21 protein-coding genes are annotated in these 21,769 nt (G+C 69.2%); 11 read left to right on the top strand and 10 right to left on the bottom strand.

Annotated elements, in window-relative coordinates; translation table 11 throughout:
- The first annotated feature begins 1 nt into the window (after position 1).
- The 7 genes from nadC to OG241_RS24205 all read left to right on the top strand — a co-directional run bounded on the left by nadC (position 2) and on the right by OG241_RS24205 (position 4,522).
- On the top strand, positions 2 to 985 hold the full coding sequence (gene nadC / locus OG241_RS24235; protein ID WP_405817809.1) for a carboxylating nicotinate-nucleotide diphosphorylase: 984 nt from the start codon (positions 2 to 4) through the stop codon (positions 983 to 985).
- A gap of 10 nt (positions 986 to 995) precedes the next feature.
- Positions 996 to 1,793 (top strand): type III pantothenate kinase, encoded by a 798-nt coding sequence (locus OG241_RS24230; protein WP_105970850.1) that lies wholly within the window; start codon positions 996 to 998, stop codon positions 1,791 to 1,793.
- A 150-nt stretch (positions 1,794 to 1,943) separates the two neighbouring features.
- The gene (locus tag OG241_RS24225; RefSeq protein ID WP_405826408.1) at positions 1,944 to 2,585 is read left to right on the top strand and encodes a hypothetical protein; all 642 of its coding nucleotides are present in this window, start codon (positions 1,944 to 1,946) and stop codon (positions 2,583 to 2,585) included.
- A 107-nt stretch (positions 2,586 to 2,692) separates the two neighbouring features.
- Positions 2,693 to 2,875, top strand: coding sequence for a hypothetical protein (locus OG241_RS24220; RefSeq protein WP_006383270.1), 183 nt, complete (start codon positions 2,693 to 2,695; stop codon positions 2,873 to 2,875).
- 66 nt (positions 2,876 to 2,941) lie between these two features.
- Entirely contained in the window at positions 2,942 to 3,418 is a 477-nt protein-coding gene (locus tag OG241_RS24215) for a BlaI/MecI/CopY family transcriptional regulator (RefSeq protein WP_405817807.1), read from the top strand.
- Positions 3,419 to 3,427: 9 nt separating this feature from the next.
- Positions 3,428 to 3,961: an amino-acid N-acetyltransferase gene (locus tag OG241_RS24210; protein WP_334594517.1), complete on the top strand. Its 534-nt coding sequence runs from the start codon at positions 3,428 to 3,430 to the stop codon at positions 3,959 to 3,961.
- A 225-nt stretch (positions 3,962 to 4,186) separates the two neighbouring features.
- A complete protein-coding gene (locus tag OG241_RS24205) occupies positions 4,187 to 4,522 on the top strand; it encodes an Lsr2 family protein (RefSeq protein ID WP_006383287.1) in 336 nt (111 codons plus the stop codon).
- Here OG241_RS24205 and OG241_RS24200 read toward each other — a convergent pair.
- Positions 4,501 to 5,226 (bottom strand): SCO3374 family protein, encoded by a 726-nt coding sequence (locus tag OG241_RS24200; RefSeq protein WP_405817805.1) that lies wholly within the window; start codon positions 5,224 to 5,226, stop codon positions 4,501 to 4,503. The genes OG241_RS24205 and OG241_RS24200 overlap by 22 nt on opposite strands.
- Before the next feature lie 441 nt (positions 5,227 to 5,667).
- Here OG241_RS24200 and OG241_RS24195 point away from each other — a divergent pair, with 441 nt between their 5' ends.
- Entirely contained in the window at positions 5,668 to 8,196 is a 2,529-nt protein-coding gene (locus OG241_RS24195) for an ATP-dependent Clp protease ATP-binding subunit (RefSeq protein ID WP_405817803.1), read from the top strand.
- 75 nt (positions 8,197 to 8,271) lie between these two features.
- On the opposite strand, the gene OG241_RS24190 is transcribed toward OG241_RS24195, so the two are convergent.
- Entirely contained in the window at positions 8,272 to 8,916 is a 645-nt protein-coding gene (locus OG241_RS24190) for an HAD family acid phosphatase (protein ID WP_405817801.1), read from the bottom strand.
- Positions 8,917 to 9,344: 428 nt separating this feature from the next.
- On the opposite strand from OG241_RS24190, the gene OG241_RS24185 reads away from it, so the two are divergent.
- Positions 9,345 to 9,959: a M23 family metallopeptidase gene (locus OG241_RS24185; protein WP_405817800.1), complete on the top strand. Its 615-nt coding sequence runs from the start codon at positions 9,345 to 9,347 to the stop codon at positions 9,957 to 9,959.
- Positions 9,960 to 9,996: 37 nt separating this feature from the next.
- On the opposite strand, the gene OG241_RS24180 is transcribed toward OG241_RS24185, so the two are convergent.
- Positions 9,997 to 10,584, bottom strand: a complete 588-nt coding sequence (locus OG241_RS24180) for a TetR/AcrR family transcriptional regulator (RefSeq protein WP_405817798.1) — start codon at positions 10,582 to 10,584, stop codon at positions 9,997 to 9,999.
- A gap of 323 nt (positions 10,585 to 10,907) precedes the next feature.
- On the opposite strand from OG241_RS24180, the gene OG241_RS24175 reads away from it, so the two are divergent.
- Positions 10,908 to 12,410, top strand: coding sequence for an MDR family MFS transporter (locus tag OG241_RS24175; protein WP_405826407.1), 1,503 nt, complete (start codon positions 10,908 to 10,910; stop codon positions 12,408 to 12,410).
- Positions 12,411 to 12,881: 471 nt separating this feature from the next.
- Here the strand turns inward: OG241_RS24175 and cseC are convergent, their stop codons facing one another.
- The 5 genes from cseC to OG241_RS24150 all read right to left on the bottom strand — a co-directional run bounded on the left by cseC (position 12,882) and on the right by OG241_RS24150 (position 17,662).
- Entirely contained in the window at positions 12,882 to 14,219 is a 1,338-nt protein-coding gene (gene cseC / locus OG241_RS24170; protein WP_405817796.1) for a two-component system sensor histidine kinase CseC, read from the bottom strand.
- Between the two features lie 8 nt (positions 14,220 to 14,227).
- Complete coding sequence (gene cseB / locus OG241_RS24165) at positions 14,228 to 14,935, bottom strand: two-component system response regulator CseB (protein WP_405817794.1); 708 nt, start codon at positions 14,933 to 14,935, stop codon at positions 14,228 to 14,230.
- A gap of 92 nt (positions 14,936 to 15,027) precedes the next feature.
- Positions 15,028 to 15,675: a hypothetical protein gene (locus OG241_RS24160; protein ID WP_405817792.1), complete on the bottom strand. Its 648-nt coding sequence runs from the start codon at positions 15,673 to 15,675 to the stop codon at positions 15,028 to 15,030.
- A gap of 206 nt (positions 15,676 to 15,881) precedes the next feature.
- Positions 15,882 to 16,424, bottom strand: a complete 543-nt coding sequence (locus OG241_RS24155; protein ID WP_006374267.1) for a SigE family RNA polymerase sigma factor — start codon at positions 16,422 to 16,424, stop codon at positions 15,882 to 15,884.
- Positions 16,425 to 16,720: 296 nt separating this feature from the next.
- Positions 16,721 to 17,662 (bottom strand): A/G-specific adenine glycosylase, encoded by a 942-nt coding sequence (locus OG241_RS24150; protein WP_405817789.1) that lies wholly within the window; start codon positions 17,660 to 17,662, stop codon positions 16,721 to 16,723.
- Between the two features lie 447 nt (positions 17,663 to 18,109).
- On the opposite strand from OG241_RS24150, the gene OG241_RS24145 reads away from it, so the two are divergent.
- Positions 18,110 to 18,970, top strand: a complete 861-nt coding sequence (locus OG241_RS24145; RefSeq protein ID WP_405817788.1) for a hypothetical protein — start codon at positions 18,110 to 18,112, stop codon at positions 18,968 to 18,970.
- A 27-nt stretch (positions 18,971 to 18,997) separates the two neighbouring features.
- On the opposite strand, the gene disA is transcribed toward OG241_RS24145, so the two are convergent.
- Both disA and radA read right to left on the bottom strand, forming a co-directional pair.
- Positions 18,998 to 20,122: a DNA integrity scanning diadenylate cyclase DisA gene (gene disA / locus OG241_RS24140; protein WP_405817786.1), complete on the bottom strand. Its 1,125-nt coding sequence runs from the start codon at positions 20,120 to 20,122 to the stop codon at positions 18,998 to 19,000.
- Positions 20,123 to 20,202: 80 nt separating this feature from the next.
- Complete coding sequence (radA, locus tag OG241_RS24135) at positions 20,203 to 21,612, bottom strand: DNA repair protein RadA (protein WP_405817784.1); 1,410 nt, start codon at positions 21,610 to 21,612, stop codon at positions 20,203 to 20,205.
- Positions 21,613 to 21,769 lie beyond the last annotated feature (157 nt).

The raw sequence follows: 21,769 nt of genomic DNA, 5'->3' as shown, positions 1-21,769 counted from the left end.
AGTGAGCACCCCCGACCTTCCCCTCGCCCAGAGCGGCGGCTGCGGTGACGGCTGCGCCTGTGGCGCTGCCTCCGACACGGCAGACGAGTACATGGAGTGCGGCCTCGACCCCGCGCTCGCTGCCCTCCTCGCCGACGCCGGCCTTGACCCCCTTGAGGTCGAGGACATCGCCAACGTCGCCATCCAGGAGGACCTCGACCACGGCGTGGACGTGACGACCGTCGCGACCATCTCCGAGGAGGCCCGCGCCACCGCCGACTTCACCGCCCGCGAGGGAGGCGTCGTGGCCGGCCTCAGGATCGCCGAGGCGGTCGTCTCCGTCGTCTGCACCGACGAGTTCGAGGTCGAGCGGCACGTCGAGGACGGCGACCGCGTGGAGGCCGGTCAGAAGCTGCTCAGCGTCACGACCCGCACCCGTGACCTTCTGACGGCCGAGCGCAGCGCCCTCAACCTCCTGTGCCGCCTGTCCGGCATCGCGACCGCCACGCGCGCGTGGGCGGACGTCCTGGAGGGCACCAAGGCGCGGGTCCGCGACACCCGCAAGACGACTCCCGGCCTTCGGTCCCTGGAGAAGTACGCGGTCCGCTGCGGCGGCGGCGTCAACCACCGCATGTCCCTGTCGGACGCGGCGCTCGTCAAGGACAACCACGTGGTGGCCGCCGGCGGCGTCGCCCAGGCCTTCAAGGCCGTACGGGACGCCTTCCCGGAGGTACCGATCGAGGTCGAGGTCGACACGCTGCACCAGCTGCGTGAGGTCGTCGACGCGGGCGCCGACCTGATCCTTCTGGACAACTTCACCCCCGGCGAGTGCGACGAGGCCGTCGCGATCGTCGACGGCCGCGCGGTGCTGGAGGTCTCCGGCCGGCTCATCCTGAAGAACGCCAAGGAATACGCCGACACCGGCGTCGACTACCTGGCGGTCGGCGCCCTCACCCACTCCTCGCCGATCCTCGACATCGGTCTCGACCTGCGAGCGGCGGAGTAGGTACACGGCCATGCTGCTGACCATCGACGTGGGAAACACGCACACCGTCCTAGGGCTCTTCGACGGCGACGAGATCGTCGAGCACTGGCGCATCTCCACGGACGCGCGCCGCACCGCCGACGAGCTCGCGGTCCTCCTCCAGGGCCTCATGGGCATGCACCCCCTCCTCGGGGACGAGCTGGGCGACGGCATCGACGGCATCGCCATCTGCGCGACCGTGCCGTCGGTGCTGCACGAGCTGCGCGAGGTGACGCGGCGGTACTACGGCGACGTGCCGGCGGTGCTGGTCGAACCCGGTGTGAAGACGGGCGTACCGATCCTCACCGACAACCCCAAGGAGGTCGGCGCGGACCGCATCATCAACGCGGTCGCCGCCGTCGAGCTCTACGGCGGCCCCGCGATCGTCGTCGACTTCGGTACGGCGACCACGTTCGACGCGGTGTCCGCGCGCGGGGAGTACGTCGGCGGGGTCATCGCGCCCGGGATCGAGATCTCGGTCGAGGCGCTGGGGGTGAAGGGGGCGCAGCTCCGGAAGATCGAGGTGGCGCGGCCCCGGGCGGTGATCGGCAAGAACACGGTCGAGGCGATGCAGGCGGGCATCATCTACGGGTTCGCCGGTCAGGTGGACGGTGTGGTGACCCGGATGGCGAAGGAGCTGGCCGAGGACCCGGACGACGTGACGGTGATCGCCACGGGCGGCCTGGCGCCGATGGTGCTGGGCGAGGCGTCGGTGATCGACGAGCACGAACCGTGGCTGACGCTGATCGGGCTGCGGCTGGTCTACGAGCGGAACGTGTCCCGTATGTGACCGCGGTGCGGGTCCACGGCAGGTCCCCTGGCGGCTTCACGGCAGGTCCACCCGGGTGGACCCCTGCGCCACGCCCTCTCTCGATGTCGAATTTGTCTGATTAGCGCGTATCGTCGCCGCATGCCCACGCCATTCGGATCTCGCGGCGGCATGGCGTTCGGTGCGGAGGAGCTGCGTGTGCTCCGTCGTGCCCTCGCCCTCGCCCTCCACCCCGGCCCCGTCTCCGCAGAGGACGTCCAGGACTGTCTCCGGCTCGCCGAGTCCGTCGACGAGGCGGCGCACGAGGGGATCAGGCTGCGGGCCTTCCTCGTGGCCGACCTCGCCCGCTACCGCGCCGCCCTGCCCGGAACCGCCGCCGGCTACCTCACGCTCCTGGAGGAGGCGCTGGGTGCCGGGTACCGACCGGACCCGGACGACCTCGCCGCCCTCCGGGCGCTGCGGGGGAACCCGGTCGCCGCCACCCTCCTGGACCGCTGTATGCGGCACGCGGAGCGGGACGTACGGGCCAGGCTGGGTGCCAGAACGGCCGGCCGCGCGCCGGTCACCCCCACGGTGCCCGCCTCCCGTACCCGCCTCCTGGCCCTGCCCGGCGGTCTCGCCGCCCAGGAGCCCGCCAGGAAGCCCGGTGAGAAGCCCGCGGAGAAGCGGCCCCAGGAACGGCCCGCACCAGCGCCGCGGCCCGCGCCCGACGCCCCCAGGCCCGCCCGTCCCGTCCCCACCCCGGGCGAGGTCTTCCCGCGCCGCAAGCCGACACCGCCGGCGAATCCCCCACAGCAACTCGCCGCGGGCTGAGCAGAACCCAGACCACCGAAGGCCCAGAACACCGAGGAACCCAGAACACCGAAAGGCCCGGGCCCCCCTGCCCGGGCCTTTCGTCGGCCCTGGCTACTCTGGTCCCCATGGACTACGTCTCCGCGCTCGTGCCCCCCGTAGTGATGGCCGTGCTCTTCATCGCCGTGATCGTGACGATGGTGAAGAGTCAGGGCGGTGCCAACAAGGCCAAGGAGGACGCCGTCGTCGACGCCACCCTCGCCCGGGCCGAGCAGACCCGGCAGGCCGGACAGGATCGCCCCGTTTCGTAGGTGTTTGACGGTGAAAGCGCACGTCCCTCGCGCTATGCACCGTTTCTCCCACTAGTGTGCTGAGTTGTGCCTCGCCCATTGGGAGAACTCGAAGACGCGGTCATGACGCGGGTGTGGAAGTGGAACCGCCCGGTCACCGTTCGAGAAGTCCTGGAAGACCTTCGGCAGGAACGGTCCATCGCCTACACCACGGTGATGACCGTTTTGGACAATCTCCATCAGAAGGGCTGGGTCCGTCGCGAGGCGGAAGGCCGGGCCTATCGATATGAGGCGGTCTCCACCCGTGCCGCCTACGCCGCCGCGCTGATGAACGACGCGTGGTCGCAGAGTGACAACCCCGCCGCCGCTCTCGTCGCCTTCTTCGGCATGATGAGCGAAGAACAGCGGATCGCCCTCAGGGATGCCGTTCGCATCGTCCAAGGGCCGGAACAGGTCGAACAGCCCCGAGAGCCCGAACAGACGGAACGCGCGGAACAGGCGGAAGCCGCGGAACATACCGCCTACGAGAACCCCGCCTCGGTCCAGGACCCCACCGGGCGATAGCGTCCGCTCATGTCAGCGATCCGTCCCGAAGTCACCGCGAAAGCCATCACCGTCCGGCGGGCCAGGACCAGCGATGTCCAGGCCGTACGCGGACTCCTTGACTCGTTCGTCCGTGGCCGTATCCTGCTCGACAAAGCGACGGTGACCCTTTACGAGGACATCCAGGAGTTCTGGGTCGCGGAACGCGACGACAACGGTGAGGTCGTGGGCTGCGGCGCACTCCACGTCATGTGGGAAGACCTTGCCGAAGTCCGCACTCTTGCCGTGAACCCCGACCTCAGAGGTTCCGGTGTCGGGCATCAGTTGCTGGAGAAGTTGCTGCAGACCGCCCGCTGGCTCGGTGTTCGTCGCGTTTTCTGTCTGACCTTTGAAGTGGACTTCTTCGGGAAGCACGGCTTCGTGGAGATCGGCGAGACACCGGTTGACACCGATGTCTACGCCGAGCTGATGCGTTCCTATGACGAGGGCGTCGCGGAGTTCCTCGGTCTCGAACGAGTGAAACCGAACACCTTGGGCAACAGCCGGATGCTTCTGCATCTGTGATCGGGCATCGGGCAATTCTGTGAGCCGCCCTGCCCGGGTTCCCTATGTCCGAAACGCGCACGTTTCCGGTCCATGGCGGGACGGTCGGTCTCTCCCGGGGGTTTGTGTTTTTCACGCAAAAGCGGTTTGCTTTCCGATGTACTGCAGTACTGCATATAACAGGGGACGCGAATCGGCGGCGCATGCCGCAGGCCGGCTCCCGAGTTATCGATGAAAGGAAATCCGGTGGCACAGAAGGTTCAGGTCCTTCTTGTCGACGACCTCGACGGCGGCGAGGCCGACGAGACCGTGACGTTCGCGTTGGACGGCAAGACGTACGAGATCGACCTCACGACTGCCAATGCCGACAAGCTTCGCGGTCTCCTCGATGCCTACGTCAAGGGCGGCCGTCGTACCGGAGGCCGTGCTTCGGGTGGGCGTGGAAAGGTGCGCGTCGCTACCGGCGGCAGCCAGGACACCGCGCAGATCCGTGCTTGGGCGAAGGAGAACGGTTACGAGGTCAATGACCGTGGCCGTGTTCCCGCGTCCATTCGTGAGGCTTACGAGAAGGCCAACGGCTGAGCGCACGCGCGCCGCAGTCGGATGCGATGGCATTGCGTCGCCAACGTGTCCACCAGCCGTACGAGATCGGGGGCGCCTCCGACGCCCCCCAGGGCCGACATCGTCGGCAGCGGGATTACGGTCCCGCATCCTGTTTCAGGGGGCCGCAGCCAGACAGCGGCCCCCTGCGGTTTTGCGGGGCCCGGGGAATCGCCCGTCTCGGCGAGCCCCGGCAGTGCGGGCAGGCCGGGCGGCGTGGGAAGCCCGGGTGGCACGGGGAATCCGGGTGGCACGGGGAATCCGGGTGGCCGGGGCGCCTCGATACGGCCGCCCGCGCCGATCGCCTTCAGCTCCGGTGTGAGCCCGCCCCACTCCAGCCAGTCCAGCAGCCCCGGCAACTCGTCCGCGCTGCCCGGGGCCACCAGCAGCAGCATCCGCTCCGCCCGCAGGGCCACCGGGGAGACCGGCGCCCGCAACTGCCCCCGGTGGCGCAGCGCCGCGAGGCCCGCTTGTGCCGGCACGTCCAGCACGTCGAAGGACGGGCCCACGGCCAGCAGCAGCGGACATCCGGCACCACCGGAACCGGGCACTGTCGCCCACCCCAGTTCGTTCTCGTACCAACGGCGGACATCACCCGTGTCGTCACTGCTGGTGCCGCGCGTGAGATCACTCGTGGTGTCGTCCGTATCAAGAGGGCGACGAGGAAGGGGAACCGTGGGCGCCATGCCAAAGCCAACCGCCGGGAGAGGCCGCGAGTTACGCTGGGTGTCCCCGTGGGCGCACAGAGTGGCGATTCCGGGGGTGCGCAGAGGAGTTCGGCGGCGCAAGGTTGTTCGCCCGTAGCGGAGGGAACCCGTGCATCCGGCATGGAGTGTCAGTCCGTACGGGTAAGACATCCCTAGTGGGAGGGGGCGACGCGCAGAAAAGGCCGTCTCACGTTCGCCATCGGCGTACTGATAGTGAGGGTAACTGCCTGGCCTGCGGGAACATCGTCTCGCACGATCGGGTTGGAGCATATGTCGGCGTACGGGGTCAGGAGGCTGTGTTGGTTCTCGGTCCGGTGTCGGCAGTTGGAATGAGCGGTCCCCGCTTGCGGGACTAAGCTGCGGAAGGACAGGGAGGGGAGCGTCCCCTTACTGCCTGACCGCTCTGAGGAGCGATTAACGATGTTCGAGAGGTTCACCGACCGCGCGCGGCGGGTTGTCGTCCTGGCTCAGGAAGAAGCCCGGATGCTCAACCACAACTACATCGGCACCGAGCACATCCTCCTGGGCCTGATCCACGAGGGTGAGGGTGTCGCCGCTAAGGCCCTGGAGAGCCTCGGGATTTCGCTCGAGGCGGTCCGCCAGCAGGTGGAGGAGATCATCGGGCAGGGCCAGCAGGCTCCGTCCGGGCACATCCCCTTCACCCCCCGTGCCAAGAAGGTCCTGGAGCTGTCGCTCCGCGAGGCCCTTCAACTGGGCCACAACTACATCGGCACGGAACACATCCTGCTCGGCCTGATCCGCGAGGGCGAGGGCGTCGCCGCCCAGGTCCTCGTCAAGCTGGGCGCAGACCTCAACCGGGTGCGGCAGCAGGTCATCCAGCTGCTCTCCGGTTACCAGGGCAAGGAGACCGCCGGCGCCAGTGGCGGTCCTGCCGAGGGCACCCCCTCGACGTCCCTGGTCCTCGACCAGTTCGGCCGGAACCTCACCCAGGCGGCCCGCGAATCCAAGCTCGACCCGGTCATCGGGCGCGAGAAGGAGATCGAGCGGGTCATGCAGGTGCTGTCCCGCCGTACGAAGAACAACCCGGTCCTCATCGGTGAGCCCGGCGTCGGCAAGACCGCCGTCGTCGAGGGTCTCGCCCAGGCCATCGTCAAGGGCGAAGTGCCCGAGACCCTCAAGGACAAGCACCTCTACACCCTGGACCTCGGCGCGCTCGTCGCCGGCTCCCGGTACCGCGGTGACTTCGAGGAGCGCCTGAAGAAGGTCCTCAAGGAGATCCGCACCCGAGGCGACATCATCCTGTTCATCGACGAGCTGCACACGCTCGTCGGCGCGGGTGCCGCCGAGGGAGCCATCGACGCGGCCTCCATCCTCAAGCCGATGCTGGCCCGTGGTGAGCTCCAGACCATCGGTGCGACCACGCTCGACGAGTACCGCAAGCACCTCGAGAAGGACGCGGCCCTCGAGCGCCGCTTCCAGCCGATCCAGGTGGCGGAGCCTTCCCTCCCCCACACGATCGAGATCCTCAAGGGTCTGCGCGACCGGTACGAGGCGCATCACCGCGTCTCGATCACCGACGAGGCCCTGGTGCAGGCGGCGACGCTCGCCGACCGGTACATCTCGGACCGGTTCCTGCCCGACAAGGCGATCGACCTCATCGACGAGGCCGGTTCCCGGATGCGCATCCGCCGGATGACCGCACCGCCGGACCTGCGCGAGTTCGACGAGAAGATCGCCGGCGTGCGCCGCGACAAGGAGTCCGCGATCGACTCGCAGGACTTCGAGAAGGCCGCCTCTCTCCGTGACAAGGAGAAGCAGCTCCTCGCCGCGAAGGCCAAGCGGGAGAAGGAGTGGAAGGCCGGCGACATGGACGTCGTCGCCGAGGTCGACGGCGAGCTGATCGCCGAGGTCCTGGCGACCGCCACCGGCATCCCGGTCTTCAAGCTGACCGAGGAGGAGTCGAGCCGCCTGCTGCGCATGGAGGACGAGCTCCACAAGCGGGTCATCGGCCAGAAGGACGCCGTCAAGGCACTCTCGAAGGCGATCCGTCGTACGCGTGCCGGTCTGAAGGACCCGAAGCGCCCCGGTGGTTCGTTCATCTTCGCCGGCCCGTCCGGTGTCGGTAAGACCGAGCTGAGCAAGGCCCTGGCCGAGTTCCTCTTCGGTGACGAGGACGCGCTGATCTCCCTCGACATGTCGGAGTTCAGCGAGAAGCACACGGTGTCGCGTCTCTTCGGTTCCCCGCCCGGATACGTGGGTTACGAAGAGGGCGGCCAGCTGACCGAGAAGGTCCGCCGCAAGCCGTTCTCCGTCGTCCTCTTCGACGAGGTCGAGAAGGCCCACCCGGACATCTTCAACTCGCTGCTGCAGATCCTGGAGGACGGTCGGCTGACCGACTCCCAGGGCCGGGTCGTGGACTTCAAGAACACGGTCATCATCATGACGACCAACCTCGGCACGCGGGACATCTCGAAGGGCTTCAACCTGGGCTTCGCGGCCTCCGGTGACAAGAAGTCCAACTACGAGCGCATGAAGAACAAGGTCTCGGACGAGCTCAAGCAGCACTTCCGCCCCGAGTTCCTCAACCGCGTCGACGACGTCGTCGTCTTCCCGCAGCTCACGCAGGCCGACATCCTCGAGATCGTCGACCTGATGGTCGGCAAGGTGGACGAGCGCCTCAAGGACCGGGACATGGGCATCGAGCTCTCCCAGGCCGCCAAGGAGCTGCTGTCCAAGAAGGGTTACGACCCCGTCATGGGCGCCCGCCCGCTGCGTCGCACGATCCAGCGCGAGATCGAGGACACGCTCTCCGAGAAGATCCTCTTCGGTGAGCTGCGCCCCGGTCACATCGTGGTCGTCGACACGGAGGGCGAGGGTGAGACCGCGACCTTCACCTTCCGGGGTGAGGAGAAGTCGGCGCTGCCCGACGTCCCGCCGATCGAGCAGGCGGCCGGCGGTGCCGGACCGAACCTGAGCAAGGAGGCGTGACCCTCCGGGGTTGAGCCGAAGAAGAGGGGCCGGTGCTTCCAGCACCGGCCCCTCTCGCATGCCCTGGTGAGCGACCTACGACAGCTGGCCGTCGTAGTCAGGCAGCTTGTACGTCTTCTCCGCGTGGCCGCCCGACAGGTCGGTGGCACTGTTCCCGATGTTGGCGATGATCGTGTAGCCCTTGGACTCGATGTCGACGCGCTGCGCGGTCTTGTAGTCGGCCACGTTCTTGAAGAGGTCGATCAGATTACGGACGTAGAGCCCGGTCACGTCGTAGCCGACGTGCGTGAGGTTGTACTGCGTGAACGGCTTGATGATGTCCGGGCGCGCGGTGACGAAGAAGAGGGCTACGCCGTGGTCCTGGGCGTACTGGGCCACCTTCAGCACGGGAGCGTTGGCCGGGGACGGGTAGCTGAAGCCGAAGTCGGTCTCCAGGGTGGTGTTGTCGATGTCGAAGACGATCGCCGGCTTCTCACTCGTGGAGGCGGCGGCTATGCGCTGCTTCAGATAGGGCAGCGCCTGGTCCATCACGGCTTGGCAGTCCTGTTGCCAGGTGGCGTAGCTGACGTCCTCGGCAGCGGCTGCCGACGCGGTCGTGGTGGAGGTCGCGGTGGTGGCGGCCTCGGCGGTGCCGGGGCCGGCCAGTGTCACCGCGGCGACCGCGGCGGCAGCGGTCAGACCGATACGGCGGGTCCAGGGCGTCCAGGAGCCTGTTGTCATCGGGATGGGGTCCTCTCACGTAGGGCAGTGCGGTGCCCGGGCATGCACCTGTCAGAGGCATGCTTGCGGGGGTGAGTGGCGCTGACGAGAAGGGCACATTACTCACGGGTAGCGGCGAGGTGCCAGTAGCCGGAGCGGGTTTATTCGGGCGCTCATGGATCTTGCGGGCCGGTGACATGATGCACAGGCGAAATGTCCGTTACTAACGTAATTAGTGGGGGAAGGGGGTGCGGGTGGACGGTGGTTTGTGCGGTGTGACGGCGCCGGTTGCTATGTCAAGAAGTAGGTAAGTTTGAGAGTGTCTACGACCTTGTGTCGTAGATGGGGGGTTTGGGGACAGGCGGGCCTCCGGGTTACCAAGGGATTGCCCATCCGGCGGGATCGCTCGTGCCGGGTGGCTTTTCTGTCCCCGTCCCCATGAGGTCTCGATGTTCCAGCGCGCCACCACCCCGTCCCGTGAGTCCCGTACGGCTCGTGTCTCCCGCGTCTCCCGCGTCTCGGTCCTGGCCGCCGGGCTCGGGGCCTCGGTCGTCCTGGGAGCTGCCGGGGTCGCGGCTGCCGCCGGGACCGGTGTGACCGCCTCGACCGGTGCCGTCCAGGTTCAGGTCGCCGCCAAGAAGGCCGCCTCCTGGGTGGACCCGGTGAAGAAGTACAAGCTCAGCGCCAGCTTCAACCAGGCCGGCACCATGTGGTCGTCCACCCACTCCGGCCAGGACTTCGCCGTGCCGAGCGGTACCAAGGTCGTCGCTGCGCACGGCGGCACGGTCGTCAAGGCCGGCGGCAACGGCGCCGGTGACGGACCGGCGTACGGCAACGCCGTCGTCATCAAGCACGGCAACGGGACCTACTCGCAGTACGCCCATCTCTCGCGGATCAACGTGAAGGTCGGCCAGGTCGTGGCCACCGGGCAGCGCATCGCCCTGTCCGGCAACACGGGCAACTCCAGCGGGCCGCACCTGCACTTCGAGATCCGTACGACCGCGAACTACGGGTCCGCCATCGACCCCGTCGCGTTTCTGCGCGGCAAGGGCGTGACTGTCTGACGCGTGGGGCAGCGCGGCTGTCCAGCGGGTCGTGCGGTTACGAAAGTTGTGCCGCGCCCTCGTGAGCCTGGGTCACCAGGCCGATCGCGACCTCCAGGACCGCCTCGCGCTTCGCGTCGGCGTCGCCCGCGAGGTCCTGGAGTACGAACATCCCGGCGTGCAGCGTGAACATCGCGCTGATGCAGCGGACCTGGTCGACCAGGGGGGCCTCCGGGTCGATGATGATCTCCCGCATACCGAGCATCCGGGACTTGAACATGTCGCCGATGCTCAGGTCCCGTACCGTCGCCTGGTTCTCCTGCATGAAGCGGAAGAGGGGGGCCGCTGCAGTGAGGGCCTCGCTGTAGCGGCGTACGATCTCCTGCTTCATGGCGAGGGTGTGGGGCTGCTGGCGGCCCCACTCGATCAGTTCCTCGATCGGCTTCGTCAGATCCTCGAACAGGCTGACGATAATCTCTTCCTTGGTCTTGAAGTGGTAGTAGAGCGCCGCCTTCGTGACGTCGAGGCGCTCGGCGATCTCACGTAGCGAGGTCTTCTCGTAGCCCTGTTCGGCGAAGAGTTCGAGCGCCACGTCCTGGATGCGCTGGCGGGTGTCCCCGCGACGGCGCTGCTTGGTGCGGTCCATGCCCGTACTCCGGCTTCTGCTTCTGAAGGCCCTCGGGAGTGTCCTCGGAGTGCCCTTGGGAGAAAACTTACTTGACGCCCGGCTAGTTAGGGGTCTAGCTTCCCCAGTGTAGCCAACTTGCCGGTCGGCAAGTAAGTGGGAGTTCGTGGGGGATTGGGTCGGAGACGATGGCGGACAAACGAGCGGTTGTGGACGAACAGACCGGGCAGGGTGAGCATGCTGAGGATGCCGCGCAGGCTGGCCAGGTTGAGCAGGCTGGCCAGGTTGAGGGGCATGGGTCGGGCAAGCAGCCGCGAAGTGTGCGGGTGGTACTGCTCGCGCTCATGATCGCGATGATGCTCGCGATGCTGGACAACATGATCATCGGCACCGCGATGCCGACGATCGTCGGTGAACTGGGCGGGCTCGAGCACCTGGCGTGGGTCGTGACCGCCTACACGCTCGCCACCGCCGCCTCCACCCCCATCTGGGGCAAGCTCGGCGACATGTACGGGCGCAAGGGCGTCTTCATGAGCTCGATCGTGCTCTTCCTGATCGGGTCGGCGCTCAGCGGTATGGCCCAGGACATGGGACAGCTGATCGGCTTCCGCGCCGTGCAGGGGCTCGGTGCGGGCGGCCTGATGGTCGGCGTCATGGCGATCATCGGGGACCTCATTCCGCCGCGTGAGCGTGGCAAGTACCAGGGCATGATGGCCGGCGTGATGGCGCTCGCCATGATCGGCGGACCGCTGGTCGGCGGCGCGCTCACGGACCACCTGGGCTGGCGCTGGTCGTTCTACATCAACCTGCCGCTGGGTGTCGTGGCGCTCGCCGCCATCAGCGCTGTGCTGCACCTGCCGAAGAAGCGGGCGAAGACGCGGATCGACTATCCGGGCGTCGCGCTGCTGACCGTCGGCATCACCTCGATCGTGCTCGTCACCACCTGGGGCGGTTCGGAGTACGCGTGGGGCTCCGCCATGATCATGGAGCTCATCGGGATCGGTGTCGCCTCGCTCGTCGGGTTCGTGTTCTGGCAGACGAAGGCCGCCGAGCCGATCATTCCGCTCCACATCTTCCGCAACCGCAACTTCACGCTGATGTCGATCATCGGCTTCATCACCGGGTTCGCGATGTTCGGCGCCGTGCTGTTCCTGCCGCTGTACCAGCAGGCCGTACAGGGCGCGTCCGCGACCAACTCCGGGCTGCTGCTCCTTCCGATGCTCGCGGCGATGATGGTCGTGTCCATGGTCGCGGGGCGGGTGACGACGGGCAGCGGCAAGTACAAGGTGTTCCCGCTGGCCGGTGGTGTGCTGCTGAGTGTCGGGCTGTACCTGCTCGCGCAGATGGACACGGAGACCTCGCGGGTGACGTCCGGTGTGTACATGGCGGTGGTGGGGGCGGGCCTCGGCTGTCTGATGCAGATCACCATGCTGGTCGCGCAGAACAGCGTCGAGATGAAGGACATGGGCGTGGCGTCCTCCACGACCACGCTGTTCCGTACGCTCGGGTCCTCGTTCGGGGTCGCGATCATGGGGGCGCTGTTCAACAGCCGGGTGCAGGACGTGATGAGCGAGCGGGCCGGGGCGCTGGGGTCCAAAGTGACCGAGTCGTCGGCGCAGCTTGATGCGGCGAGCCTGGCGAAGTTGCCGGCGGCGGCGCGGGAGGCGTACCAGTACGCGGTGTCCTCGGGGACGCACTCGGCGTTCCTGGTGGGGGCTGTGGCGGCGGTCGTGGTGCTGGTGGCGGCGGTGTTCGTGAAGGAGGTTCCGCTGAAGGGGGCGGGGCCGGAGAAGGGTGCGGGTGCCGCGGCTGCGGTCAAGGGTGGGGCTGTGGTTGAGGCGGTTTGATGGCTGCGGGTGCTTTTGAGAGGTGTTGAAGGTCCCCGGGGTGTCCCTGCGCCCCGGGGTGTCCTGCTCCTCCTGGGGGCTGCGCCCCCAGACCCCCGCTCCGGCCCTGAACGGGCCTTGTCCTCAATCGCCGGACGGGCTGGAGATGCGGGCCGGCGCTGAGAAGGCGCCGGGCGGGCTGGATGTGCGGGCCGGCGCTGAGAAGGCGCCGGGCGGGCTGGATGTGCGGGCCTGCGCTGAGAAGGCGCCGGGCGGGCTGGATGTGCGGGCCTGCGCTGAGAGGGCCGCCCGCGCTGGTGAGATGCGGTGAACGGGTGGGACACGCGGCCTGCGCTGAACCAACCTCGCCCTCGGTCCCCGGGCCCGGCCCGGCCAGAACTCCCCGGCCCGCGCTGGACAGATGCGGTGAACGGGTGGGTGGGTGGGAAACACGCGGCCTGGGGAGACAGACGTACCCCTCGGAGAGGCCCCTCAGCTTTTCGTGCGCGGCATCATCGGGTAGCTGCCCGTGTTCGTCGGGGCGTGTTCCGGGAGCCACAGGACTGCTACCGCGCCCTCTGCGGGGACGTCGTCCGGGGCGCCCGGTGGGCGTATGTTGCGGAACGTCAGGCGGGCGCCCAGGACTCGGGCCTGGCCTGCGGCGATGGTGAGGCCCAGACCGTGGCCGTGTCCCGAACGGTCACTGCTCCCCGTACGGAAGCGGCTCGGGCCGTCCGCCAGCAGGTCCTCGGGGAACCCGGCGCCATGGTCGCGTACGCGGATGACCCGGCCCTCGACGGAGACCTCTATGGGCGCCTTGCCGTGCCGTGCCGCGTTGGCCAGCAAGTTGAACAGCACGCGCTCCAGCCGACGCGGATCGGTCGTGACCTCCGACTCGTGCACCACGTGCACGGCGATCTCCGGGTCCTTCGCGAGCACCCGGCGGGCCACGAACTCGCCCAGCATGATGTCCTGCAGCTCGGCCCGCTCCGACGCGCCGTCGAGACGGGCCACCTCCAGGACGTCCTCGACCAGCGTGCGCATGGCCTGCGCCCGGTCCAGGACCAGCTCCGTCGGGCGCCCGGGCGGCAGGAGTTCGGCCGCCGTCAGCAGACCCGTCACCGGCGTACGCAGCTCGTGCGCGATGTCGGCGGTGACCCGCCGTTCCGCCTCCAGCCGCTGCTGCAGGGTGTCCGCCATCGCGTCCACCGCCCGCGCGAGGTCGTCCGTCTCGTCGCGCACGACACCGCCGATGGCGTCCCGCACCCGTACGTCCGTCTCGCCCCTGGCGACCTGGTTCGCGGCGGCCGCCGCCTTGCGCAGCCGGCGCGACAACTGGGCGCCGATGAGCACCCCCAGCGCGCTGCCGCCGAGGACGACGGCGATCGAGCCGATGATCAGCGCCTGGTCGAGGTCGGCCATGATGTCCGTACTGCGGTCGGTGAACCCGGTGTGCAGCGACATGATGTGGCCGTCCTTGAGCGGTACGGCCGCCCAGATGTCCGGCACCCCGTCCGGCCGGTCGGTCACATAGGTCGCCCGGCGGCCCTGCGCGGCCTTCTCCCGCAGTTCCTCGGGCAGGTTCGGGTCGTCGACCTTGATGCCGGGGAAGTTGGGCCGCCCCGACAGGTTGTAGTTGCTCTGCCCGATCAGGACGCGTTCGTCCGCGAGGTCGCGCGCGCTGTCCAGCATCGACACCCGGGCCGCGTTGTGCACGACCAGGCTGAGCGTGACCGCCACGAGCGCGCCGACCAGCGTGATGGCGGCACTCAGCTTCCATCTGAGCCCGGTGTGGATGCCCGTGAACCGAGTGAGTCCGAAGGAGCGCATGGGGCGGCTCAGGCCTTCAACTTGTAGCCGAAGCCGCGGACCGTCTCGATCCGGTCCTGGCCGATCTTCGTACGGAGGCGCTGCACATGGACGTCGACGACGCGGGTGTCACCGCCCCAGCCGTAGTCCCACACGCGTTCGAGGAGTTTGTCGCGGGAGAGGACCGTGCCCGGCGCGGACGAGAACTCCAGCAGCAGCCGCATCTCGGTCGGCGTCAGGGCCACCGGCCGGCCCTCCTTGAGGACCTCCATGCCCTCGGTGTCGATCTCCAGGTCACCGAAGACCAGCACCCCGCCGGTCACGGGCGAGCTGCCCTCCGGGGGCGTCGCGTTCGGGCCGCTCGCATGACCGAAACGACGCAGGACCGCGCGGATCCGAGCGACCAGGACAGCACCGTCGAAGGGCTTCGTGACGTAGTCGTCGGCGCCCGCCTCCAGGCCCAGGACCACGTCGATCGAGTCGGCGCGCGCCGACAGCATGATCACCGGCACGGTGGACTCGTCGCGGATACGGCGGCACAGGCTGACCCCGTCGAGGCCCGGCACCATGACGTCCAGGAGGGCGATGTCGGGGCGGTCCGCGCGGAACGCCTCCAGGCCCGACAGCCCGTCGGGCATCGCCGTGACCGCGAAACCGTCCCGCTCCAGGGCGAGTTGGGTGGCCTCGCGGATGACGTCGTCGTCCTCGACGAAGAGGACGTGGGTCTGGTCTGCCATCCCGGGTGCTCTCAGTTCTCGTCTTGTGTGTGGCGGCGGTACAGCTTGGTCCAGCGGGTGCGGGCGCTGGTGGTGCTGGTTGGTGGGGCGGGTCAGTTCGGGGCCGTCGTCGGTGCGTCGCCGTCGACCGCGCCGCTGTACTCGTTGTGCGTGCGGTACTCCAGGGCGAAGCGGCCGGCCGTCCAGCGATAGGTGATCACATTCTCGCCCGACGGGCTCGTCACCGGGTCGTCCTTCTTGTAGACCTGCTTGGTGACCACCAGGTCGCCGCGGTCTATCTCCGCGTACACCGGGGACTCCTCGGCCCTGAAGACGTTCCGGTACCCGTCACCCGCCTCGCGGTACACGTAGGAACCGACACCGACGGCATCGCTGCAGGTCATGACGTTGACGACGACGTCGTCGGCGGCTCCGTCGGTCAGGTCCCCGTACGAAACGTCGACCGGGTACTCGTCCCCCACGCACGGCTTCAGTGCGCGCTTGACCGAGGCCGCGACCCCCGGATCGTCCTCGACGAGTTTGACGGCGTCCACGTCGTCCGGAGTGGCGTACGCGGAGGCCATGGGGGTGGGGTTCAGCTTGCCCGCGACGGCGTCGGCGCCCGCCGGGCCCTCGTCACGGGCTCCGGTGCCGCCGGTGGCGCAGGCGGAGGCGAAAAGGGCGAGGGCGGCGAGCACGGCCGTCGCCGTGATCACCGCCTGAAAGGCCCGCCGCGCGGGGGCGGACAACGCCGGCCCCATGAGCAGCCCCGCACCATGACCCTGCCACCCCTGGGCGCCCGCACCGGCGCGGCCAGGACCCGGACTCCGGCCCTGATCCTGACCCCGACCCTGGCCCTGATCCTGGCCAGGGGGTGGGGCGGCGCCCGGATCGGTCGCTTGTGGCCGTGTCCCTGCCCCTGTTCCTGTCCCCGCCCGTGGGACCCCGGGACCGGTCGCCCCTGTGCCTAGGCCGCGCAACGCTCCCGCTCCTCATGCTCCAGAGCGCGTGCGTCCAGATCGCGGGCCTCCAGCTCCTCCCGGAGCCGGGCGAGCGCCCGGTGCAGCGTGCTCTTGACCGTTCCGGCCGACATGCCGAGGGCGGCGGCCGTCTCCTCCGTGGACATCTGCTCCCAGTGTCGCAGCACGACGACACTGCGCTGCTTGGGAGCGAGAACCTTCATGACATCCATGAGAAGCGCGCGGTCCGCGTGCTGCTCGGTGGAGTCGTCGACACACGCGTCCGGGAGCTGCTCGGTGGGGACTTCCTCCAGCTTGCGCGCCCGCCACCACTCGGTCCGGGTGTTGATCATCACCCGGCGGAGGTAGGCGTCCGCGAGCCGCTTGTCCGCTATGCCGTCCCAGCGGCCGTACGTCCGCACGAGCGCCGTCTGCAGCAGGTCCTGCGCGTCGACAGGGTCCGGGACCAGTCGACGGGCGCTGCGCAACAGCGCGTCCTGCCGTGTGCGGACGTACTCCTCGAACTCGAGCACCTCGCCCTGCTGCGCCATCCCGACCGCCTCCGTCCCCGTTTCCGACCCGCCCTGCCGGTCGGCCTTCACTGCCCTGTGGTCCGTACAGGGATGAAGCTACGGAGCTGTTGTCACGGGGGTGTCCGAGTCAGCCTTCGGGGAGCGCTCGGCTGTCCGTCGGTTGTGTAACGGAAATAGGGAAGGGGTAAGCGGGCAGGGTAATTGGTGGTTGTTTGGGGCGATTTGGGGGCTGGGTGGGTGTGTCGGGACAGCGGCATCGGGTCGTTACAGGAGGCCGGGCTTGTGACTCGGCTGTGCAGGGCGGCCGGACTGTCTCAGCTGTGCGGCAGCCGGTACAGGCCACCCGGCAGGGGCTCGACCAGACCGTCGGAGACGAGGCCGTCGAGGGCCCGCGCGCGCTGGACCGGCTCGTGCCACACGCTGTCGAGCGCGGCCTGCGGTACGGGGGTGTGGGCTTCGCGGAGTACGGCGAGCAGCTTGCCGCGTACCTGGCGGTCCGTGCCCGCGTACGTCTGACCGCGGCGCGCAGGGCCCTCGTGCTCGGGCTTCCCGGCGAGCCGCCAGGCGCACAGGCCGGCGATCGGACAGCGGTGGCAGGTCTCGTTCCTGGCCGTGCAGACGAGTGCCCCCAGCTCCATGGAGGCCGCGGCCCAGCGGGCGGCCACCGGCTCGTCGTCCGGCAACAGGGCGCGGGCCAGCTTGCGTTCGGCGGCGGTCGTGGCGTTCGGGGGGTACTGGACGCCGGTGACGGCACGGGCGAAGACCCGGCGGACGTTCGTGTCCAGTACGGCGTGCCGCTGGCCGTAGGCGAAGGAGGCGACGGCCGCGGCGGTGTACTCGCCGATGCCGGGCAGGGCGAGCAGCTGGGTGTGGTCGGTGGGTACGTCGCCACCGTGGCGTTCCGTTATGGCGACGGCGGCGCCGTGCAGGCGCAGGGCGCGGCGGGGGTAGCCGAGCCTGCCCCAGGCGCGGACGGCCTCGCCGGAGGGGGCGGCGGCGAGGTCGGCGGGGCGGGGCCAGCGGGCGAGCCACTGCTCGTAGACGGGCAGTACGCGGCCTACGGGGGTCTGCTGCAGCATGAACTCGCTGACCATCACCCCCCAGGGGCCGGCGTCCGGGCGCCGCCAGGGGAGGTCGCGGGCGTGTTCGTCGAACCAGTCGATGACGGGGGAGTGGAGGGGGGTGCCGTCGGCGATGGGGGTGGGGAGGGGTGTGGTGTCGGCGTCGCGGTGCGGGGGTTTCGTGGGCGCAGTCATGGCGGGTCCGATCCTGCCATGTGGGGGTGCGGGGGTGTGCGATGCGGTGCGGTACGGCCGGGTTGTTTCGCCCCCGCCGCCCCTACCCGTCCCATCCCGTTCCTGGGGGCTGTGCCCCCAGACCCCCCTTCGGCCCTGAAGGGGCCTTGTCCTCAAACGCCGGACGGGCTGAGGGTGCGGCCTGGGCTGGACAGAAGCGGTGAACGGGCGGGTGGGTGGGAAACGCGGCCTGCGCCGGACGGGCTGAAGGTGCGGGCCTGCCCTGAAGAGGTGCCGCTGGGGACGCCGGACGGGCCGAGGGTGGGGGCCGGCGCATGAACTGCTCCCCCTCCGGCACCAGTTCACCCATGTCACCCACCCCTGTCGCCGGGATGATGATCCGGAAAAGTTGGCGCACGGCGGCGGGTGGGGCGAGTGAACTGTCCGATCTCTCGTACAGTTTGCGCCGTGGGATCTATGCGCAATCCGGTCGGGCCGCTTCCCTCCTCCATCTACTGGCGACGGAGGGCCGTTCTGCTGTCCGTGCTCGCCCTGTTGATGCTGGTGGTCATCTGGATCGTCGCCTCCGGCGGCGGAGGCGGCAAAAACGGTACGGACGGCGCCAACGGCAAGGATCCCGTGCAGACGATCACCCCGGGACCGTCCGGTTCGGGGCCCGCGATCAGTCAAGCCCCGGGCGGGCGCGACGAGTCGGGGAGCTCTGGGAGTACGGACACCGGCGGCTCGGACTCGGGTTCCGGCTCGGGCGGCTCCGGGAGCTCGGGCGGTTCCGGTGGCTCTGGTGGTGCCGGCGCGTCCGGCGGTGGCAGCGGTTCCGCCGGTACAGGTGGTGGTTCCGCCGGCACCGACGACGGCGTCAACGGCAGCGTAGGCAGCGGAGATACCCTTCCGGCCGGTTCCACCCTGCCCAACTGCACCGCCGGTGTCGTCCAGTTGAGCCTGCGCAGTGTCCAGAACACCTACGCGCCCGACGAGACGCCCACCTTCCAGCTGGTCGCCAGGAACTCCTCCGCCAACGACTGCAAGATCGACCTCGGTCCGAAGACGGCCGTCGTGACGATCACGCAGACGAGCAGCGACGACGACATCTGGTCCTCGGCCGACTGCCCCAAGAACACGGCGGGTCTGCTGTTCCGCGTCTCCGGCGGCGACAGCATCACGTACACCTTCGAGTGGGACCGCAAGGTGTCCGCCCCCGAGTGCGCCACCCCGAAGGCGGGTTCGGCGACGGCCGACACCTACCTCGTGGAGGCACAGGCTCCGGGCTTCCCGAAGGCCCAGACATCCTTCGTACTGGGCAAGGACTGAGCGGGAGTCACCAGGGCTGGGCGGTAGTTACACGTACCGCTCCAGGATCGACGACTCCGCCAGCCTGGACAGCCCCTCCCGTACGCTGCGCGCCCTCGCCTCGCCGACGCCGTCCACCGTCTGGAGGTCGTCGACGCTCGCCGCCAGCAGCTTCTGCAGGCCGCCGAAGTGTTCCACCAGGCGGTCGATGATCGCGCCGGGCAGCCGCGGCACCTTCGCCAGGAGTCGGAAGCCGCGGGGAGAGACCGCCGAGTCGAGGGTCTCCGGTGAGCCGGTGTAGCCCAGGGCCTTGGCCACCGTGGAGAGTTCGAGCAGTTCGGCGTGGCTGAGCGCGTCGAGTTCGGCGAGCGCCTCGTCGACCGTGCGGGAGCGTTTGGCGGTCGGCTCGGGGACGTAGTCCCGGACCACCAGCTCGCGTTCCGGCTCCACGCCCGCGATCAACTCGTCCAGCTGGAGAGTCAGAAGGCGACCGTCGGTGCCCAACTCGAGTACGTACCCGGCGATCTCCGCCGCGATGAGACGGACCATCTCCAGCCGCTGCACCACCGCCGAGACGTCCCGGACCGTCACCAGGTCCTCGATCTCCAGCGCGGAGAGCGTGCCCGCGACCTCGTCGAGGCGGAGCTTGTAGCGCTCCAGGGTCGCCAGGGCCTGGTTCGCGCGGGACAGGATCGCGGCCGAGTCCTCCAGGACACGGCGCTGGCCGTCCACGTACAGCGCGATGAGTCTCATGGACTGGGAGACGGAGACCACCGAGAAGCCCACCTGCTTCGACACACGGTCGGCGGTGCGGTGCCGGGTGCCCGTCTCCTCGGTGGGGATGGTCGGGTCGGGGACCAGCTGTACGCCGGCCCGCAGGATCTTGGACAGGTCCGAGGAGACCACGATGCCGCCGTCGAGCTTGCACAGCTCGCGCAGCCGGGTCGCCGAGAACTCGACGTCCAGGACGAAACCGCCCGTGCACATCGCCTCGACGGTCTTGTCGGAGCCGAGCACGATGAGTCCGCCGGTGTTGCCGCGGAGAATCCGCTCAAGCCCGTCGCGCAGCGCCGTGCCAGGTGCCACGGCGCTCAGTGAGGCGCGCATCAGGCCATCGGCGCCGGAGCTCCCACCGGACTTTCCGGGAGCTGCTGCCCGGTCGTTGGCTGCCACTGCACTCCTCCGGTCGCAGGTTCTTAGGCGCTCCCGTTCGCACACGTTGTTCGTACGGACGGGCGAGACCTGGGCAAAGTCTACCGGCGGTCTTCGTCGTCCCGTGGGGCCTCTCGCCTACGCGACCTCGGAAGCACCCGGAGCGCCTCCCCCATGTCGGCGACTTCGAGGACCTTCATACCGGCGGGGACCTTGCCGGGGTCCGAGGGAACGAGGGCGTGGGTGAAGCCCAGACGGTGTGCTTCGGACAGCCGGCGCTGGACCCCCGTCACCCGTCTGACCTCGCCCGCGAGGCCCACTTCGCCGATCGCGACCAGGTTCTTGGGCAGCGGGGTGTCGCTCGCGGCGGAGGCCAGCGCGAGGGCGATCGCGAGGTCCGCGGACGGCTCGGCGAGCTTCACCCCGCCGACCGTCGCCGAATAGATGTCCCGCTTTCCGAGCGCGCTGATCCTGCCCCGTTGTTCGAGAACCGCGAGCATCATCGAGACCCGGGACGTCTCCAGGCCCGACGTCGTGCGCCTGGGGGAGGGGATCTGCGAGTCGACAGTCAGCGCCTGGACCTCGACGACGAGCGGGCGGCGGCCCTCCAGGGTGACGGTCAGGCAGGTGCCCGGAACCGGCTCGGCGCGCCGGGTCAGGAACAGGCCGCTCGGGTCGGCGAGACCGGTGATGCCCTCGTCGTGCAGTTCGAAGCAGCCGACCTCGTCCGTCGTGCCGTAGCGGTTCTTGACGCCCCGGACGAGCCGGAGGCGGGCGTGCCGGTCGCCCTCGAAGGACAGGACCACGTCCACCAGGTGTTCCAGGAGACGCGGGCCGGCGATCGCGCCGTCCTTGGTGACATGGCCCACCAGGAGCGTCGACATGCCGCGCTCCTTGGAGGCGCGGATCAGCGCCCCGGCGACCTCGCGGACCTGCGCCATGCCGCCCGCCGCGCCGTCGATCTCCGGCGAGGCCACCGTCTGGACGGAGTCGAGGATCAGGAGGGACGGTTTCACGGCGTCCAGATGGCCCAGCACCGCCGCGAGGTCAGTCTCCGCGGCCAGATACAGGTGGTCGTCGATCGCCTTGATGCGGTCGGCGCGCAGCCGGACCTGGCTCGCGGACTCCTCGCCCGTGATGTAGAGCGTGCGGTGCTCGTCGCTCGCCGACTTCGCCGCCACGTCCAGCAGGAGCGTCGACTTGCCCACACCCGGTTCACCGGCCACCAGGACCACGGCACCCGGGACCAGTCCGCCGCCCAGCACGCGGTCCAGTTCGGGCACGCCGGTGCTGCGGGCGGTGGCCTGGCGGACGTCGACCTGGCCGATGGGGACCGCGGAGGTGGTGACGCGGCCGGGTGCCGTCGTACGGACGGCGGGCGCGCCGTACTCCTCGACCGTGCCCCACGCCTGGCACTCGCCGCAGCGGCCGAGCCACTTGACCGTCTGCCAGCCGCACTCGGTGCAGCGGTAGGACGGCCGGTCCTTCGCGGTCTTCGTACGGGCAACCATGGGACGAACCGTAACCGGAACCACTGACATCACCCTCGGCGACCGGTGTCCGAAGCCGCGCATCCGATGTCAATCAGCCATGTCAGGTCGATAACAGGCCACGGAATCCGGGGTTCCTGTCCCCTATTGAGGGATCGTTTCACCCGTACGGATTAAA

The sequence above is a fragment of the Streptomyces sp. NBC_01390 genome (assembly GCF_045040105.1).
GTDB lineage: Bacteria > Actinomycetota > Actinomycetes > Streptomycetales > Streptomycetaceae > Streptomyces.
Note: the sequence above shows the minus strand (reverse complement) of the source record. Positions and strands in the feature narration are given on the sequence as shown.